This is a genomic window from Pseudactinotalea terrae, from assembly GCF_009733845.1.
Taxonomy (GTDB): Bacteria; Actinomycetota; Actinomycetes; order Actinomycetales; family Beutenbergiaceae; genus Pseudactinotalea; species Pseudactinotalea terrae.
This window is the reverse complement of sequence record NZ_WNXZ01000003.1, coordinates 86,919-105,279: the sequence shown is the minus strand read 5'-3', so window position 1 is coordinate 105,279 and position 18,361 is coordinate 86,919. Positions and strand designations below refer to the sequence as shown.

Genomic DNA, 18,361 nt, shown 5'->3' with positions numbered 1-18,361 from the left:
AGATCTCCAACGCTAGCTCAGCGAGAGCGATGACACGGGGGCCGGAGACCCCGTGCGTTCACTCGCCTCGGGTCTTCGCGATGATCTCGTCAGCGACGTTACGCGGAACCTCCGCGTAGTTGCTGAACTGCATCGAGTACACCGCACGACCCTGGGTACGAGACCGCAGGTCGCCGATGTAGCCGAACATCTCCGACAATGGCACCAGTGCCCGCACGACCTTGACACCGGTCGCGTCGGCCATCGACTGGATCTGGCCGCGGCGGGAGTTCACGTCGCCGATCACGTCGCCCATGTACTCCTCGGGCGTACGCACCTCGACATCCATGATCGGCTCCAGCAGGCACGGGTCAGCCAGTCGGACGGCCTCCTTGAGCGCCATGGTGCCGGCGATCTTGAACGCCATCTCCGAGGAGTCGACCTCGTGGTAGGCGCCATCGACGAGCGTGGCCTTGATGCCGACCATCGGGTAGCCCGCCACCACACCGCTGCCCATCGCGTCCTGGATACCTGCATCGACGCTCGGGATGTACTCGCGCGGGACGCGGCCACCAGTGACGGCGTTCACGAACTCGTACATCTCGCCGGCTTCGGAGTCGAGGGGCTCGAGCGTGATCTGGATCTTCGCGAACTGACCGGACCCACCCGTCTGCTTCTTGTGGGTGTAGTTGTGCTTCTCCACCGTGCGGCGGATGGTTTCGCGGTACGCGACCTGGGGCTTGCCCACGTTCGCCTCGACCTTGAACTCGCGCCGCATGCGGTCGACGAGGATGTCGAGGTGGAGCTCGCCCATGCCGGCGATCACGGTCTGACCGGTCTCGGCGTTCAGGCTGACCTGGAACGTCGGGTCCTCGTCGGACAGGCGCTGGATGGCCGTGGAGAGCTTCTCCTGGTCACCCTTCGTCTTGGGCTCGATCGCCACCGAGATCACGGGCTCCGGGAACGTCATCGACTCGAGCACGACCGGCTCGTTGATGTCGCTGAGCGTGTCACCGGTGGTGACGTCCTTGAGGCCGATGAACGCGTAGATGTGACCCGCGTGCGCCTCCTCGACAGGGTTCTCCTTGTTGGAGTGCATCTGGAACATCTTCCCGATGCGCTCCTTCTTCCCCTTGGTCGCGTTGAGGACCTGGGAGCCGGAGGAGATCTTGCCGGAGTACACCCGGACGTAGAAGAGCTTGCCGAAGAACGGGTGCGCCGCGACCTTGAAGGCCAGCGCCGAGAACGGCTCGTTCTCGTCGGCGTGACGCTCGACGACCTTCTCCTCGTCCTTCGGGTCGTGCCCGTCGATCGAGGGAACGTCCAGCGGGGTGGGGAGGTAGTCGATCACGGCGTCGAGCATGGGCTGCACGCCCTTGTTCTTGAACGCCGAGCCGCACAGCACCGGGAACGCGTCGCCGGCGATCGTGAGCTTGCGGATGCCGGCCTTGATCTCCGCGACGGTCAGCTCCTCGCCGCCGAGGTACTTCTCGAGAAGCTCCTCGTCGGTCTCCGCCACTGCCTCGATGAGCTCGCCGTGGTACTTCTCCGCCTTCTCGGCGAGGTCCGCGGGGATCTCCTCGGTGGTCCAGGCGGCGCCCAGCTCGGTCTCTCCACGCCACGTGAGTGCACGCATCTCCACCAGGTCGACGACGCCCTCGAAGTCGTTCTCGGCGCCGATCGGCAGCTGGATGACCAGCGGCTTGGCCTTGAGGCGGTTGATGATCGTGTCGACGGTGAAGTAGAAGTCCGCGCCCAGCTTGTCCATCTTGTTGACGAAGCAGATGCGGGGGACGTTGTACTTGTCGGCCTGCCGCCAGACGGTCTCCGACTGGGGCTCCACGCCCTCCTTGCCGTCGAAGACGGCAACCGCGCCATCGAGAACACGCAGGCTGCGCTCCACCTCGACGGTGAAGTCGACGTGCCCGGGGGTGTCGATGATGTTGATCTGGTTGTTGTTCCAGAAGCAGGTCACCGCGGCGGAGGTGATCGTGATGCCGCGCTCCTTCTCCTGCTCCATCCAGTCGGTCGTCGAGGCGCCGTCGTGGGTCTCGCCCATCTTGTAGTTGACGCCGGTGTAGAACAGGATCCGCTCGGTCGTCGTCGTCTTGCCGGCGTCGATGTGCGCCATGATGCCGATGTTGCGGACCTTGTTCAGGTCGGTCAGCACGTCCTGTGCCACGGTTGCCCTTTTCTGGTGGTGTTGAGCACGAATAAGGCGGTCACGCGCTGGTCAGCGCTCGGACCGCGGCGGACTACCAGCGGTAGTGCGCGAACGCCCGGTTGGACTCAGCCATCTTGTGCGTGTCCTCGCGACGCTTGACAGCGGCACCCAGGCCGTTGCTGGCGTCGAGGATCTCGTTCATGAGTCGCTCGGTCATCGTCTTCTCGCGGCGAGCGCGGGCGTAGTCGACGAGCCAGCGCAGCGCGAGCGTGGTCTGGCGAGCGGTACGAACCTCGACCGGCACCTGGTAGGTGGCGCCACCGACACGGCGGGAGCGGACCTCGAGGGTGGGGCGGACGTTCTCGAGCGCGCGCTTGAGAACCTGCGCCGGCTCCTGCTGGGTCTTGCTGCGAACGCCCTCGAGCGCGTCGTAGACGATCCGCTCAGCGGTCGACTTCTTGCCGTCGAGCAGCACGCGGTTCACGAGCTGGGTGACGGTGGTCGACTCGTAGACCGGGTCGATCGCGAGCGGCCGCTTCGGGGCCGGGCCCTTACGAGGCATTACTTCTTCTCCTTCTTGGCGCCGTAACGGCTGCGGGCCTGCTGGCGGCCACGGACACCCTGGGTGTCGAGGGCGCCGCGGACGATCTTGTAACGCACACCCGGCAGGTCGCGGACACGACCGCCACGCACGAGCACGATGGAGTGCTCCTGCAGGTTGTGGCCGACGCCGGGGATGTAGGCGGTGACCTCGATGCCGCTGGAGAGCTTCACACGCGCCACCTTGCGGAGGGCGGAGTTCGGCTTCTTCGGCGTGGTCGTGAACACGCGCGTGCACACGCCGCGGCGCTGCGGGCTGCCCTTGAGGGCAGGCGTCTTGGTCTTGCCGACCTTGGCGCTGCGGCCCTTGCGGACCAGCTGCTGAATGGTGGGCACTGGGTCTCCGTCCCGTGTCTGAGGTACTGCTGTTCGATACCGCTACGTCTTGTCTCGTTACTGCCCGGCTGTCGCTATGACCCCCGCACTCGGGCGTGTCGCGCCGGTCTCAAGACGCACCGGTCACCGCGGTGAAGCGATGGTCGGTGCGCTCGGCCGGTCTGACAACCGCCTTGCCGCCCCACCGCTGCATCGCCCCTCAAGGTGCGACGCGCGAGCAGAGCTGCGCACACGCGAGAGCCCGCCTCAGCGGGCACCGCCGTCCAGAGTACAACACGGATGGGCCAGCTCAAAAGCGGTCACAGGGACCAATCCGCTCGAGGAGGCCGAGATCACACGCAGGAGATCACGCCGGCTCGGGATCGGTGCCCACGACACGATCCGGATCGACGCCCAACCGGGCCTCGGCTCGCTCGACATCGGCGACCTGCTTGCCGAGGACGGCGAGGATCACCCGGTCACCCGTGTTCTCGACGGCGATACGCGCGCCCGCATCGAGATCCCAGTACGTCCGTGGCCGGCCGGCCGAGCTGCCGCTCGGCTCCCCGAGGACCTCGGCCGCGGCCGCGACGAGATCGCGCTCGATCGCTCGCAGCGGCTCACGCGAGGCCGCGTCATCGCCATCGACCCGATCGGTCAGCCCGATGGTCAGCTGCCCGAGGTGATCCTCCAGGAGGAGGCAGTCGGCGCGTGCGCGGCGGTACGGCAGGCCGGTCATGAACATGATGCCGCGCTCGGTGTCCGACCGCACGGTCCAGCCCAGACGCTCGGCGATCGCCACGACCTCGGCTCGGGGCACGGGCCACCCGGCCTCGCTGAAGGCGGTGAGGATCGACCTCAGGTCATCGGACGTGGCGTGCGCTGTCTCGGTCATGATCCTCCGATCCTACTGATCGAGCCCGAGGTCCAGGTACGCCGGGTCGAGCGGCAGGTCCGAGACGGTCACGGTGCCGTCGGCTGCCGTGTGCACCAGCTGGTACCGGATCTCGATGCTGCCGTCGGCGATCCCGGCCGCGATGTCGGGCCGATCCTGCAAGAGCTGCTGGAGCGCGGGGTCGCGGCGCCAGATCTCGTTGAAGTAGAGCGTCGACCCCTGAGCCGCGCGGCTGCCGTCCTCGAGGAGTCGGCCGTTCTCGCTCAGCCGGGCCGAGCCGCCCTTCGCCTCGCCCACGATCAGCTGGCCCGGGGCGGAGTCGGTGGCTGCCTGGTAACCGACGCCGTCGAAGCGCCCCGAGCTGGACTGCTCCGGCGCGATCACGACGTCGGCGCCCTGCGCCTCCAGCGCGTCGACCAGGCCGGTGTCACCGAGCCCCTCGGTCATGTCCACCTGGTTCACGTACGACGCCCGCTCGGCGAGCGCGGCGGCCCGAAGGTCGGTGATGGCTGCGTACTGGGCGTCGAACTCGGGGCCACTCAGGTCCGAGTCGAACAGGTCGTCGGTCAGCCGGTCGATCGTGGCCTCGATCTTCTTCACCGTGAGATCGCTCGGCGAGACGTCGTAGCCCATCTCCTGCAGCCGCTCGATCGCTGCGGCCCGCTCCGCGACGGCGTCCGCGCGAGTCTCGACGGCGTCCGCGCGGGCCTCGACCGCATCAGTGCGGGCAGTGCTCTCCGGCACGTCGATGTCCGGCTGCGGCTGCGGGTCGGCCGTGCGGGCCGCCTGCTCGGCCTGCGGATCGGGCGCGGTGCCCGGGTCCGGCTGGCCGTGGCCGCTCGAGTCCGGCTGACCGTGGCCTCCCGCCCCGGGCTGCCCGGAGCCGGGGGTGCCGGCGCCATCGGGCGTGCCCGTGCCGGCGTTGTCCCCGAGCGGGTGGGTGCCGGAGCCAGGCTGATCGGGAAGGTGGGGGTGCGTGGTGTCGGGCACCTGGCTGCCCGACGGGGTCTCGGGCAGCTCCGGGGTCCGCGGGAAGACGGCGTCCGAGACAGGCGTGGGAAGGTCGTCGACGGCGTCGACCAGGTTGGCGAGGGGGTTCGGGCCTCCGGGACGGGTGGGCCGGAACGGGATGTCATCGAGGATCCTGCCGAGGCCGACCGCGCGCGCGCCGCCGTTGAGCAGCCACGACCCACCGGGCACGATGAACTCGGTGGCACCGGCGAGGAGGCGGGAGGCCCGGGCCGCAGCGGTGGAGCCGCGTGCCACCGCCCCGACCGGGATGAAGAACGTACCCACGTTGAGCACGCTCTCGGTGCCGGTGGCCCAGGGGTCGTTCTCCCAGCGGTGCCACCCGTTGCCGCCGTCGAGCGCCTCGGTCATGTCGAACCCGATCAAGCCACCGGCGGCGGTGGTCCCGGTGACCGCGCGGTCGTACAGCCAGCCCGCGACGGCGTTGCTGTCCTTGTTGTCGGTGTACCAGACCACGGCCGGAGCGGTCACGACGGTGATCGCGAGCGAGCCGACCACGTCGACCACGCCCCAGAGACCATCGCCCAGCCCGCCGAGGCTCCACGAGTAGCCGTTCTCGACGTCGAACCCGAGGATCGTGGCGCCGCCTTCCCAGAGGCCGACCCCGAAGTTCGCGACACCGTGGCCGACCGACTCGGGACAGTTGCGGTCCTCGTCGACGGGCGAGCCCCACGGCATCGGGACGCTCGTGTCCAGGAAGACCTCGGCGGTGTACGCCACGTCCTCGGACACGCACGAGTTCGTGATCAGGCCCTTGAGCCCGTTCGAGCAGGTGGTGGCCGCCGTCGAGATCTCCGCGAGGATGCCGGCGTGGAGCTCGAGCAGCTCGGCGTTGCGGTCCCTGCTCGCCGAGTCCTGATTCCACGGCACGGTGACGGTGCGCTGGTCCACGCCAGGGACCCAGTCGAACGCCCAGGCCGCGTAGTCGCCGAAGCCCGCGTCGTTGGACTCGGCAGCGACGACCTCGACGCCGTTGATCACGCTCGCGCGGAACTCCCTGGCGTCGGCCTCGAGCGTGGCCAGCCGCCCCTGCACGTCCTCGAGCTCGCCGGCGTAGGTGCGCAGCAGGGTCGCCGCGTCGACCAGCACGCTCTCCAGCCCGTCGGCCGAGGTCACGGCCGGCGTCATCAGGTCGTAGACCTGCTGCTGCTCCGGTCCCTCGTAGGTGCCGGGCGTCTGGAGGCCGGCCCAGGTCGTGGAGATCCCGGACATCTGCTCGGCGACGCCCTCACCCATCGCCTGGACGCGGTCCGCCGAGGTCCTGATGGCCTCGACGTCGAAGTCGGCGGACTTGCACGGGAACTGCTCCGGGTCGATCAGCATGTCGACATCGGTCGGGGCGTAGCAAACGTCAGCGCTCATCTCAACGTCTCCTTACTCGGGCCGGTGGCCGTTGGCCTCGAAGTAGCTGAAGTCGCCGTCCACGGAGGCCTCGAGCATCTCCCGCTGGAAGTTCCCGAGCATGTCTTCCTGGCCGTTGTTGTAGGCGATCGTCGCGTTGCTGACACCGAGCACGCCGGCGTTGACGCGGTTGACCACGTTGGAGAGCGCTGCGCTCTGGTCGCTCAGCAGCAGGCTGAGGGCGTTCGGCACCACCCCGGTGATCATCGAGCCCCAGGTCAGGCCCTCACCGATACCCGCGAACTTCTCCTCGGTCAGCTCGCCCTCCAGCTGCTCCTTCTGGGGCACCACGCCCTCGAGCACGGTAGTGATCTCGGACGGATCGATCTGCCACCTAGACATGGGGCTCGCCTCCTTCGCGTACGTGCAGCCAGCCGTTGGTCAGCTGCGCGACCTGTCGCGCAGCACGCTCCCGCGCCCCGTCGTCACCGAGCGGGATCGTCACGTCGATCCAGGACCGCACGCCGGCGACCGGGGCCTCGGCGAGCTCCAGGTCGTGGACCACTGAGCGGACATCCATCTCGATGGGGACCGAGGGGAAGATCGTCATCACGTGTCTGCCCAGATCGTCCATGAGCACCGTGATCTGCCCGTCGCGCAGCTCGAGCGCCGAGCCGCCTGGGCACACCTTGCCGAACGCCTCGAGGATCTCGGCGGGCGCGGGAGCGGTCTCGTGCAGCATCGCGAGCTCAGCCGGCATCGGGCACCTCCACGCCGAGGGTGGACAGCACCCGGTCCGGCTCGAGAGCCAACCCGAGGTCGAGCAGCCGGTGCCAGGGGTTGTCGGTACCACCGAAGTCGATGAGCGTGCTGGGAGTGCGAGCGCGACCGAGGCTGGAGACCCGATGCCGTTCGGCGAGCGCCGCGGTGTCGATGCCGAGATGGTGGGTGACCCGCGGGCCCAGCACCGCGGCGAGCGGCGCCGTGGCGGGATAGCCGCCCGGGCGGACGGTGCCGTCGGCCTCGCTGGTGCGGGTCGTGACCACGGCGATCTCGACGTCGGCAGCCTCCTCGAGCCTGGCGAGCAGCGCCGTCGCCTGGCCGTGCAGGTCCTCACCTGAGGCCGGTCGCGCGGAGAAGCGGAGGTGCTCGAGCAGGCCGCGCCGGGTGCGTCCGACCCGCTGGGTCAAGAACGTCGTCTCCTCGCCGACGGCGTGGACAGGACCGGTCTGCGGCATCTGCGCGCGCAGGAACGCGGTCATCGCGTCGGTGTCCCAGCGGCGGCCGAAGGGCTCCCAGACACCCCACCGGTGGGGCAGCGCGACGCCGAGCGCGCCGGCCGCGAGCTCGGCGACGACCCCGATCCGGGTCGCGTTGTCGGCGCGATGCCTGACGTACGCGTCGAGGGTGATCGAGACGACGCCGTCGTGGACGACCCCCGGCGGGGCCGCCTCGTGCGGGAGCCACAGATCGGCGAACGAGGTCACCGGGCGGCCGGTCGCGGCCTCGAGGACGCCGTCTGGCCCGTGGACCGCCCAGAAACCACGGATGTCGGTGAGCATGGTCGCGCACGCCGCGGTGAGCCGCACCCCCGGCCCGGTCAGGAGCACCGGGCGGATCCGTTCGTGGTCGCAGAACTCCAGGAACGCCGCCACCGGCGCGGTCAGTGCGACCACGTCGGTGCTGCTCGCGTAGACCGCGTGGTCGTCCGTCACCTCGTCACTGATCGGGTTCAGGAACCGGGGGGCCGAGCGCGACGCCAACGGGACTCCTCAGGGCTGTGAACGGACTGGTGCGGGCTGCTCACCATCGTAAGGAGATCGCCTCCCGGCGGACATGCCCCGCGATGGGGAGCACTGCCCAGGGTCCGTCGGCACCCGAGCGAGCAGGGCCGACGCACGCGGGCCGCCCCAGCCGTTGACGCCCCACCCGAGACGGAGTATGTTCTCGCGCTTGTGTCCGTCGCCACGCTCGCCGTCCTGACACAGACGGGCTGGCGGCGGTGGTCCACCTACCGGAGCGCCGCTCTGGCGGGCGCGGTGACCAACACCGTCTTCGGTCTCATCAAGGCCGCGATCACCATGGGTGCGGTCGGCGCCGCCGGCGGTCAGCTGGCCGGGTACGGCCCGATCGAGGGCGCCACCTACGCCTGGCTGGCGCAGGCGCTGATCGGCCCTGTCAACGTGTTCTGGTCCAACGACCTGGTCGAGCGCATCCGCACAGGGGACATCGCCGTCGACCTCTCCCGCCCCGTCGACCCCCAGCTCGCCTACCTCAGCGCCGATCTCGGCCGCGCCGCGTTCACGTTCCTGCCCCGGGGCGCCCCGCCGCTGCTGGTGGGCGCGCTCGTCACAGGGCTCGCGCTCCCCGCCAACCTCCTCCCCTACCTGCTGGGGATCGTCAGCATCGTGCTCGCCGTGATCATCTCGTTCGCCTGCCGGTGGCTCGTCAGCCTCGCCGCGTTCTGGATCATCGAGATGCGCGGCGCCTCGACGCTGTACCTGATGGCCTCGAACATCCTCTGCGGCCTGATCGTGCCGGTGCACTGGTTCCCCGACTGGATGGCCACGCTCGCCGCTGCCACGCCCTTCCCCTCGATGCTGCAGACCCCCATCGACGTCATCATGGGCCGCGACACCGGCCTCGCGGCGCTCTGGCTCATCGGCGTGCAGGTCGCCTGGGCCCTGGGTGTGCTGCTCGCCGGCCAGCTCCTCTGGCGCCTGGGTACGCGCAAGCTGGTGGTGCAGGGTGGCTGAGCTCACCACGCACACCGAGCGCCCGACGGCGACCGGCTGGGCCTCCCCGTACGTCGCCCTGGTCTCCTCCCGGCTCCGTTCCCAGTTCGCCTACCGCCGCTCGTTCGCGCTCGACCTGCTCGGCTCCTTCGGCGTCGGCGTGATCGAGTTCGCCGAGATCTACGTGATCTTCTCCTCGATCAGCGTGCTCGGCGGCCTGGACTTCGCGGGGCTGGCGCTGCTGTTCGCGCTCTCCAACATCAGCTTCAGCCTGGCCGACCTCCTGGTGGGGCACCTCGACCGCATTCCCACCTACCTGCGGGCGGGCACGCTCGATGCGTTCCTGCTGCGGCCGCTGCCGGTGCTCGCGCAGCTCGTGACCAGCGACATCCAGCTCCGGCGGTTCGGCCGGACCGCGCTCTCGATCGCCGTGCTCGTGGTCGCGCTCGTGGTCAACCCGATCACCTTCACGCCGGCGACGATCGCTCTGCTCGTCATCACCCCGATCGCGGGGACCGCGATCTTCTGCGCCCTGTTCGTCGCGGCCGCCGGCGTGCAGTTCTGGCTGATCGAGGGCAGCGAGCTCGCCAACTCCTTCACGTACGGGAGCAGCTACGCCTCGAGCTTCCCGACGGCGATCTTCACCCTGCCGATGCGCGTCCTCTTCACCTTCGTGGTGCCTGCCGCCTTCACCGCGTACCTGCCGACGCTGCTGATCCTCGATCTTCCCGGTCCCGCCTGGACGCCCGCGTGGCTGGGATGGTTCAGCCCGGTCGCCGCGATCGTCAGCTGGGTGGCCGGGATGCTGATCTGGCGCGCCGGCCTTCGCCACTACACAGGAGCCGGATCGTGATCGCGTACCTGCCCCTCCGCCACCCCTTGAGTGCGCACAGCCACGGTGAGTGCGCACGGTGCGATGTGCGCTCTCACCGTCGATGTGCGCACTCACGCAGAAGGAAGGCCGCATGACCGAGCAGATCGTGCACGCCCGCGGGCTCACCCGCGACTTCGTGGTGCGCTCCGGGGGGTGGCGACGCACCAAGCGGGTGGTGCACGCCGTCGTCGACCTCGATCTCGACATCGCGGCCGGTGAGGCCGTGGGCTACATCGGTGCCAACGGTGCCGGGAAGTCGACGACCATCAAGATGCTGACGGGGATCCTCTCCCCCAGCGCCGGCACCGTGGCCACCTGCGGGCTGCACCCGCAGAAGTCCCGACGTGAGCTCGCGCGCGAGATCGGCGTCGTCTTCGGGCAGCGGTCCCAGCTGTGGTGGGACCTGCCGCTGCAGGAGTCCTACCGGGTGCTCGCCTCGATCCACCGGCTCGGCAGCAGCCACCGCGAGCGCCTCGACGAGCTCGTGGACGCGCTCGACCTCGCGGAGTTCCTCGACACCCCGGTACGGCAGCTCTCGCTCGGGCAGCGGATCCGCGGCGAGATCGCGGCCGCGCTGCTGCACTCGCCGCGACTGCTGATCCTCGACGAGCCGACGATCGGCCTCGACGTGCTCAGCAAGGAGCGGCTGCGTGCGTTTCTCGTGGCCGAGCGCGCCGCGCACGGCACCACGCTGCTGCTCACCACGCATGACATGGACGACGTGCAGCGGCTGACGGAGCGGATCGTCGTCGTCGACCACGGCCGGGTGGCCTACACGGGCGACCTCCCCGGCCTCGTGCGCCGGGTCGGCGCCGATCGTGTGATCGTGCTCGACCTCGAGGAGCCGACCCCCTCGCTCTCCGACGTGGCCGGCACCCGCCTCATCGGCACCGAGCCCGACGGGCTGCGGCAGCGCCTCGCGCTCCTGCCCGGCGCGAGCGCGGCCGCCGTGCTCGCCGAGGTCGCCGGCCGGGCGCCGCTGCGCGACCTGACGATCGAGGAGCCCGATGTCGAGGACGTCGTGCGGCGGCTCTACGCCACCCAGCAGGCGGCGCACTGACGATCGCACCCTCCTCCGCGACGTCTCGATGGCAGCGGTCAGGGCCGGCACGGTCCGCTGGGCCGGTCGGTGGCGGTGCCCCCAGCCGTTCATCGAACCCCAGTAGGTTGTGCCCGTGACCGACCCTGCAAGGCCTGAGCTGGCGCGACGACTGGGCACGGGAGACGCCGTCATCGTCGGGCTCAGCGCGATGATCGGTGCCGGCATCTTCGCCGTCTGGGGGCCGGCGAGCGCCGCGGCCGGGGACGCGCTGCTGGTCGCGCTCGGCATCGCGGCGGTCATCGCGCTCTGCAACGCCACGTCATCGGCCCAGCTCGCGGCGCACCATCCCGCCTCGGGCGGCACCTACGTCTTCGGCAACCGCGTGCTCGGGCCGTGGTGGGGTTTCACAGCCGGGTGGGGCTTCGTCATCGGCAAGACCGCCTCGTGCGCGGCGATGGCGATGACCTTCGCCGCCTACCTCGTGCCTGGGAACGTCTGGGGGCAGCGGCTCGCGGCCGCCGTCGCGGTGGCAGCGCTCACCCTCGCGGCCGTCCGCGGTATCACCCGCACGGCACAGCTGGCACGCGTGCTGCTCGTGATCGCGCTGCTCGGACTCGTCGCGCTGCTGGTCGCGACCTCGGTCACGACGCTCCCAGACCCCGCGCCGCTCGCACCGCCCGACGGCGTCTACGGCATCCTGCAGGGCGCCGGCCTGCTCTTCTTCGCCTTCGCGGGGTACGCGCGCATCGCGACGCTGGCCGAGGAGGTGCGCACGCCGGCCGCGATCGGTCGCGCGGTGCTGATCGCTCTCGGCGGCGTGCTGCTGCTGTACGGCCTGACCTCCTTCGCGCTGCTCGGCACGATCGGCGGGGAGCTCCCGGGCAGCACCGCGCCGCTCGCCGACCTCGCCGCGGCACTCGCGGTCCCCGGGCTGTCGGTCGGTGTCCAGATCGCTGCCGGCGCCGCGGCACTGGGAGCGCTGCTGGCGCTGCTCACCGGCGTCAGCCGCACCGCGCTGGCGATGGCCCGCCAGCACGACCTCCCGCACCCGCTCGCCACCATCGAGCCACGGCACCGGGTGCCTGCCCGCGCCCAGCTCCTGCTCGGGCTCGTGGTGGTCGTGATCGTGCTGGTCGCCGACCTCCGCGGGGCGATCGGCTTCTCCTCCTTCGGCGTGCTGGTGTACTACACCGTGACCAACCTCGCAGCGCTCCGGCAGCCGCGCGAGCAGCGGCGCTGGCCCCGGCCGTTGCAGGTGCTGGGCGTGATCGGCTGCCTCGCGATGGCGTTCAGCCTGCCCCTGGGATCGGTGATCGGCGGCGCGGCCGTGCTCCTCGCCGGGCTCGGCTACCGCCTCCTCCGGACCCGGCGCGCGGGCATCGCATGATCGCCGTCGAGATCTGCGTGCAGGACCCGGCCGGCGCGCGCGTCTCGCTCGAGCGCGGCGCGACCCGTGTCGAGCTCTGCTCGGCCCTGGAGACCGGGGGGCTGACGCCCTCGCTCGCGACCATCGAGTCGGTCCGAGCGCTGACCGATCGGCCCGGCTGGCTCAGCGTGCTCGTGCGGCCCCGACCGGGTGGCTACGTCTACGACACCGCCGAGATCGACGTGACCTGTGCCGACATCGCGCACGCCGTGGCAGCCGGCGCCGACGGCGTGGTGGTCGGAGCGCTGACCGGGTCCGGCGAGGTCGCGATCGACCACGTGCGGGCGTTCCTGGAGGCCGCGCAGGGCCGCACCGTGACCTTCCACCGCGCCTTCGACGTGATCGAGGACCGGCGTGCCGCCCTCGAGGCGCTGGCCCGGCTCGGCGTGAGCCGCGTGCTGACCTCCTGCGGCAGGGCGCACGCCGTCGAGGCAGCCGCCGAGCTCACCGACCTCGTTCGGCTCTCGGATGGGCGCGTCGAGATCATGGCGGGCGGCGGGGTCCGTCCCGGTGACATCACCACGCTGGCCGGGGTCGCCGTGGACGCGGTCCATCTCTCCGCGCGGGCACGCGCCTCCGACGTCACGCCGGGTGGCGAGGGCCAGCACTGGCACACGGACGCCGCGATCGTCGCAGCCGCTGTCGCGGCCGCTCGCGACTGAGGCGCCGTCGCTGCGCGGCGCAGGTGGCTCAGGGCGTCAGCGTCACGGGCACCGTGTCGAAGCCGCGGGAGGGGAACGGGTAGCGCACGGGCGGTCGGGCGTCGTCGAGCGTGATGCTCGAGGTGGCGCGCAGCAGCGCCGCCAGGGCGCCGCGGATCTGGAGCGTGGAGAGCACCCGGCCCGGGCACACGTGCGGGCCGGCGCCGTAGACGATGTTGGCCGTGCGGTTCGCCTCCGGCCGGTACGCGTCGGCGTCACCGAACACCCGCTCGTCGCGGTTGGCGGCGGTCCAGTTGATGGCGACCGCCGTGCCGGCCGGTGCGGGGTGGCCCGCGATGCTGGTGTCCCCGGTGGCCACGCGCCGGTTGGTGGGAAACGGGTCGTTGATGCGGAGCATCTCGTCGACGGCGGCATCCAGCGTCACGCTGTTCGCCTCCTCGTCCTGCGCGAGGGTGCGGAGCCTCGCCTGCTCCGCCTGGTCACCGGCCACGTGAGCGACGACCACACCGATCGAGGCAGCGATCGACCCGAGGTCACCGGCTGTCCAGTTCCGCAGCAGCGACACCAGCTCGGCGTGGGTGAGCGGGCGGTGGCCGTCGGGGGCGTCCGGGTCCTCGACCCGCTCGCGCAGCAGCCCGGTGGTCGGGTCGTCCGGAAGGTGTTCGCCCGCATCTTCGCGGGCACGGCGATCCTCGATGACGTCGCTGACGATCCGGTCGAACCGCTCCGCGACCTCGGCGTTGCTCGCGGCATCACCCGAGCGGGACGCGGCGAAGTTGTCGTCGATCCAGCTCAGCAGCTCCGGTTCCAGCTCTACCGGCCACCCCAGCCAGCGGCACTGCACCTGCACCGCCACGTGTCGCCCGAAGTCCTGCACGATCTCCGCGTGCCGGCTGCTCGCCACCATCGTGGTCGCGACCTGGTCGGTGACCTCCCGGATCATCGGAGCCAGCGGCAGGATGCGGCTGTCGTCCAGGTGCCTGTCGACGATCGCCCGGAACCTGCGGTGCTCGTCGCCGTCGAGGCTGTTGGGGATGTGCCGGTGCCGGCGACCCCCGCTCGAGAACAGCTCGGGCGTCGTCGCCACCCGCAGCACCTCGGCGTGCCCGCGCACGGCCCACGACCCGTCCGGGAGCACCACGACCGGGCACTCCCCCGGTGTTCCCTCCTCGCTGGCCGGCCGCGGGCCGGTCGCGTCGGGAACCGGTTCGGGGACGTGACCCATGGGTGCACCTCTCTGCGGGACATCGGGCTGGCGACCCCATCCTGCACCCCAGGACGCACGAACGCCCCCGACCCAGCAGGGTCGGGGGCGTTCGGGTCGAGCAGGATCAGCGGTAGTCGCTGAACCCGCCGAGGTCGAGCTCCTCGAGCGCGATCGCGTCGGCGCCCTCGGAGATCGGACCGTAGTCGATCTCGTCGTAGCCGAAGCTCGGGTAGATCTCGGCCTTCGCCTCCTCGGTGGGCTCCACCCGGACGTTGCGGTACCGGGGAAGACCGGTACCCGCCGGGATCAGCTTGCCCAGGATCACGTTCTCCTTCAGACCCAGGAGCGAGTCCGAGCGACCGCTCATCGCAGCCTCGGTCAGCACCTTGGTGGTCTCCTGGAAGGACGCCGCAGACAGCCACGAGTCGGTCGCCAGCGAGGCCTTGGTGATGCCCATGAGCTCCGGACGCCCAGCGGCGGGGGTACCACCCTCGGACACCACGCGACGGTTCTCGTCCTCGAACCGGCCACGCTCGGCCAGCTCGCCCGGCAGCAGCCGGGAGTCGCCCGAGTCCAGCACGGTCACGCGACGCAGCATCTGCCGCACGATGACCTCGATGTGCTTGTCGTGGATGTCCACGCCCTGGGAGCGGTAGACCTCCTGGACCTCGTCCACGAGGTGCTTCTGCACCGCGCGCGGGCCGAGGATGCGCAGGACCTTCTTCGGGTCGACAGCACCGGAGACCAGCTGCTGACCGACACCCACGTGATCGCCGTCCTGGGCGAGCAGGCGCGAACGCTTGCTGACCTGGTAGACGATCTCCTCGGTGCCGTCGTCGGGCGTGAGGGTGATCCGACGTGCACGGTCGGTGTCCTCGATGGCGATACGTCCGGCCATCTCGGCGATCGGCGCCTCGCTCTTCGGGGTACGAGCCTCGAAGAGGTCGGTCACGCGGGGCAGACCCTGCGTGATGTCGTCGGCCGAGGCCACACCACCGGAGTGGAAGGTACGCATCGTCAGCTGGGTGCCGGGCTCACCGATCGACTGCGCCGCGATGATGCCGACGGCCTCGCCGATGTCGACGAGCTCGCCGGTGGCCAGCGATCGGCCGTAGCACTTGGCGCAGGTACCGACGCGCGACTCGCAGGTCAGCACGGAACGGACCTTGATGGTCTCGACGCCGGCAGCGATCAGCTTGTCGATGAGGACGTCGCCGACGTCGTCACCCGACTCGCCGAGCACGGTGCCGTCGGGGGCGACGGCCTGACCGGCGAGGGTACGGGCGTAGACGCTCGTCTCGACCTTGTCGTTGCGGCGAGCGACCCCGTCCGGGCCGACCTCGATGATCGGCTGGACCAGCCCTCGCTCGGTCCCGCAGTCCTCCTCGCGGATGATGACATCCTGCGAGACGTCCACGAGTCGACGGGTCAGGTAGCCCGACTCGGCGGTACGGAGCGCCGTGTCGGCCAGGCCCTTACGAGCACCGTGCGTCGCGATGAAGTACTCGAGCACCGAGAGGCCTTCTCGGTAGTTCGACTTGATCGGACGCGGGATGATCTCTCCCTTGGGGTTCGCCACCAGACCGCGCATACCGGCGATCTGACGAACCTGCATCCAGTTACCGCGGGCACCGGAGGTGACCATGCGGAAGACCGAGTTGTCCTCGGGGAAGTCCCCACGCATGGAGGCGTCGACGTCGTCCGTGGCCTGGGTCCAGATCCCGATGAGCTCCTGACGGCGCTCGTCGTCGGTGATCAGACCGCGGTTGTACTGGCCCTGGACCTTCGCCGCCTTCTCCTCGTAGCTCGCGAGGATCTCGGCCTTCGCCGAGGGCGCGATCACGTCGGAGATACCCATCGTGACGCCCGAACGGGTGGCCCAGCGGAAGCCGGCCTCCTTCAGCGCGTCCAGCGAGGCAGCGACCTCGACCTTCGGGTACCGCTCGGCGAGGTCGTTGACGATCGTCGAGAGGACCTTCTTGTCGACCACCTTGTTGATGTACGGGTAGTCGATCGGCAGCAGCTCGTTGAAGAGCGCACGGCCCAGCGTGGTCGGGAAGGTGATCGGCTCGCCCTCGGTCCAGCCCTCGGGAGCGTCGAAGCCGTCCGTCGGCGGCACGAGGTCCGTCATCCGGATCGAGATCTTCGCGTTGAGGTCCAGCTCGCCGCCGTCGAACGCCATGATCGCCTCGGACGGGGACGTGAACACACGACCCTCGCCCGCGACGCCGTCGCGCTCGGTGCTGAGGTGGAACAGACCGATGATCATGTCCTGGGTGGGCATGGTCACCGGGCGGCCGTCGCTCGGCTTGAGGATGTTGTTCGAGCTGAGCATGAGGATGCGGGCCTCGGCCTGCGCCTCGGCGGACAGCGGCAGGTGCACCGCCATCTGGTCACCGTCGAAGTCGGCGTTGAACGCACCACACACCAGCGGGTGCAGGTGGATCGCCTTGCCCTCGACCAGCTGCGGCTCGAACGCCTGGATGCCCAGACGGTGCAGGGTGGGCGCACGGTTCAGCAGCACCGGGTGCTCGGTGATGACCTCTTCCAGCACGTCCCACACGACCGAGCGCGCACGCTCGACCATCCGCTTGGCGGACTTGATGTTCTGGGCGTGGTTGAGGTCGACCAGCCGCTTCATGACGAAGGGCTTGAACAGCTCGAGCGCCATCTGCTTGGGCAGACCGCACTGGTGCAGCTTCAGCTGCGGGCCGACCACGATGACCGAACGGCCCGAGTAGTCGACGCGCTTGCCGAGCAGGTTCTGACGGAACCGACCCTGCTTGCCCTTGAGCATGTCGGAGATCGACTTGAGCGGCCGGTTGCCCGGGCCCGTCACGGGACGACCGCGGCGACCGTTGTCGAACAGCGAGTCGACGGCCTCCTGGAGCATCCGCTTCTCGTTGTTGACGATGATCTCCGGCGCGCCCAGATCCAGGAGCCGCTTGAGGCGGTTGTTCCGGTTGATGACGCGTCGGTAGAGGTCGTTCAGGTCGGAGGTCGCGAAACGGCCACCGTCGAGCTGCACCATCGGGCGCAGGTCCGGCGGGATGACCGGGACGCAGTCCAGCACCATGCCCAGCGGGCTGTTGGTGGTGGTGAGGAACGCGTTGACCACCTTGAGCCGCTTGAGGGCGCGGGTCTTGCGCTGGCCCTTGCCGCTGCGGATGATCTCGCGCAGCGCCTCGGACTCGGCAGCCAGGTCGAAGGTCTCGAGGCGACGCTGGATCGCCTCGGCTCCCATCGCACCCTTGAAGTAGTTGCCGTAGCGGTCCTGCAGCTGGCGGTAGAGCATCTCGTCGCCCTCGAGGTCGGCGACCTTGAGGTTGACGAACCGGTCCCAGACCTGCGCGAGACGGTCGATGTCGGCGTCTGCACGCTTGCGCAGCTGTGCCATCTCACGCTCGGCGGAGTCCTTGACCTTGCGACGCGCATCGGCCTTGGCACCCTCGGCCTCGAGCTCGGCCAGGTCGGCCTCGAGCCGCTCGCCACGCTTGGCGATGTCGAGGTCGCGCTGCTTGGCGATCTCGCCCTTCTCCAGGTCGATCTCGTTCTGGAGGCTGGCCAGGTCCTCGCGGCGGCCCTCCTCGTCGATCTCGGTGATCATGTACGCGGCGAAGTAGATGACCTTCTCGAGGTCCTTCGGGGCGAGGTCGAGCAGGTAGCCCAGCCGCGACGGAACGCCCTTGAAGTACCAGATGTGGGTCACGGGCGCGGCGAGCTCGATGTGGCCCATCCGCTCACGGCGCACCTTGCTCCGGGTCACCTCGACGCCGCAGCGCTCACAGATGATCCCCTTGAAGCGGACGCGCTTGTACTTGCCGCAGTAGCACTCCCAGTCCCGGGTGGGGCCGAAGATCTTCTCGCAGAAGAGGCCGTCCTTCTCGGGCTTGAGCGTGCGGTAGTTGATGGTCTCCGGCTTCTTGACCTCGCCGTGGGACCACGCGCGGACCTCGTCAGCGGTGGCCAGACCAATACGGAGCTCGTCGAACACGTTGACGTCGAGCACTTGTTTCCCTACTTCCTTCGGCCTGTGGCCGTGTGGCGTGAGTCTTCGAGGATGGGGGTGAGCGATCCACTGCGGGCCCTGCC

At 69.9% G+C, this 18,361-nt stretch carries 15 protein-coding genes; 5 read left to right on the top strand and 10 right to left on the bottom strand.

Going from position 1 to position 18,361, the window contains the following annotated elements; translation table 11 throughout:
- Nucleotides 1–58: 58 nt before the first annotated feature.
- From fusA to GPA03_RS11230, 8 genes are all read right to left on the bottom strand, one after another.
- Nucleotides 59–2,161: an elongation factor G gene (fusA, locus tag GPA03_RS11265; RefSeq protein ID WP_156252119.1), complete on the bottom strand. Its 2,103-nt coding sequence runs from the start codon at nucleotides 2,159–2,161 to the stop codon at nucleotides 59–61.
- A 73-nt stretch (nucleotides 2,162–2,234) separates the two neighbouring features.
- Nucleotides 2,235–2,705, bottom strand: a complete 471-nt coding sequence (gene rpsG, locus GPA03_RS11260) for a 30S ribosomal protein S7 (RefSeq protein WP_156252118.1) — start codon at nucleotides 2,703–2,705, stop codon at nucleotides 2,235–2,237.
- On the bottom strand, nucleotides 2,705–3,079 hold the full coding sequence (rpsL, locus tag GPA03_RS11255; RefSeq protein WP_156224023.1) for a 30S ribosomal protein S12: 375 nt from the start codon (nucleotides 3,077–3,079) through the stop codon (nucleotides 2,705–2,707). Before rpsL ends, rpsG begins: the two co-directional genes overlap by 1 nt.
- Before the next feature lie 346 nt (nucleotides 3,080–3,425).
- Nucleotides 3,426–3,953 (bottom strand): DUF6301 family protein, encoded by a 528-nt coding sequence (locus GPA03_RS11250; protein WP_156252117.1) that lies wholly within the window; start codon nucleotides 3,951–3,953, stop codon nucleotides 3,426–3,428.
- Nucleotides 3,954–3,965: 12 nt separating this feature from the next.
- A complete protein-coding gene (locus GPA03_RS11245) occupies nucleotides 3,966–6,344 on the bottom strand; it encodes a hypothetical protein (RefSeq protein ID WP_156252116.1) in 2,379 nt (792 codons plus the stop codon).
- A gap of 12 nt (nucleotides 6,345–6,356) precedes the next feature.
- Nucleotides 6,357–6,725 carry a DUF6507 family protein gene (locus tag GPA03_RS11240; RefSeq protein ID WP_156252115.1) on the bottom strand — a complete coding sequence of 123 codons (369 nt, stop codon included), beginning with the start codon at nucleotides 6,723–6,725 and terminating at the stop codon, nucleotides 6,357–6,359.
- On the bottom strand, nucleotides 6,718–7,083 hold the full coding sequence (locus GPA03_RS11235) for a hypothetical protein (RefSeq protein WP_156252114.1): 366 nt from the start codon (nucleotides 7,081–7,083) through the stop codon (nucleotides 6,718–6,720). Before GPA03_RS11235 ends, GPA03_RS11240 begins: the two co-directional genes overlap by 8 nt.
- Complete coding sequence (locus tag GPA03_RS11230; RefSeq protein ID WP_156252113.1) at nucleotides 7,073–8,086, bottom strand: DUF6177 family protein; 1,014 nt, start codon at nucleotides 8,084–8,086, stop codon at nucleotides 7,073–7,075. Before GPA03_RS11230 ends, GPA03_RS11235 begins: the two co-directional genes overlap by 11 nt.
- A gap of 192 nt (nucleotides 8,087–8,278) precedes the next feature.
- On the opposite strand from GPA03_RS11230, the gene GPA03_RS11225 reads away from it, so the two are divergent.
- The 5 genes from GPA03_RS11225 (at nucleotide 8,279) to GPA03_RS11205 (ending at nucleotide 13,062) form a co-directional block, all read left to right on the top strand.
- Nucleotides 8,279–9,079, top strand: coding sequence for an ABC transporter permease (locus tag GPA03_RS11225; protein ID WP_156252112.1), 801 nt, complete (start codon nucleotides 8,279–8,281; stop codon nucleotides 9,077–9,079).
- Nucleotides 9,072–9,911, top strand: coding sequence for an ABC transporter permease (locus GPA03_RS11220; RefSeq protein ID WP_156252111.1), 840 nt, complete (start codon nucleotides 9,072–9,074; stop codon nucleotides 9,909–9,911). Before GPA03_RS11225 ends, GPA03_RS11220 begins: the two co-directional genes overlap by 8 nt.
- Before the next feature lie 112 nt (nucleotides 9,912–10,023).
- Complete coding sequence (locus GPA03_RS11215; RefSeq protein ID WP_194239519.1) at nucleotides 10,024–10,992, top strand: ABC transporter ATP-binding protein; 969 nt, start codon at nucleotides 10,024–10,026, stop codon at nucleotides 10,990–10,992.
- A 115-nt stretch (nucleotides 10,993–11,107) separates the two neighbouring features.
- On the top strand, nucleotides 11,108–12,361 hold the full coding sequence (locus GPA03_RS11210) for an APC family permease (protein ID WP_156252109.1): 1,254 nt from the start codon (nucleotides 11,108–11,110) through the stop codon (nucleotides 12,359–12,361).
- A complete protein-coding gene (locus tag GPA03_RS11205; protein ID WP_156252108.1) occupies nucleotides 12,358–13,062 on the top strand; it encodes a copper homeostasis protein CutC in 705 nt (234 codons plus the stop codon). The genes GPA03_RS11210 and GPA03_RS11205 overlap by 4 nt, the downstream gene beginning before the upstream one ends.
- Nucleotides 13,063–13,090: 28 nt before the next feature.
- Here the strand turns inward: GPA03_RS11205 and GPA03_RS11200 are convergent, their stop codons facing one another.
- Nucleotides 13,091–14,287: a cytochrome P450 gene (locus tag GPA03_RS11200; RefSeq protein WP_156252107.1), complete on the bottom strand. Its 1,197-nt coding sequence runs from the start codon at nucleotides 14,285–14,287 to the stop codon at nucleotides 13,091–13,093.
- A 106-nt stretch (nucleotides 14,288–14,393) separates the two neighbouring features.
- Nucleotides 14,394–18,278, bottom strand: coding sequence for a DNA-directed RNA polymerase subunit beta' (locus GPA03_RS11195; protein ID WP_156252106.1), 3,885 nt, complete (start codon nucleotides 18,276–18,278; stop codon nucleotides 14,394–14,396).
- Nucleotides 18,279–18,361: the final 83 nt, after the last annotated feature.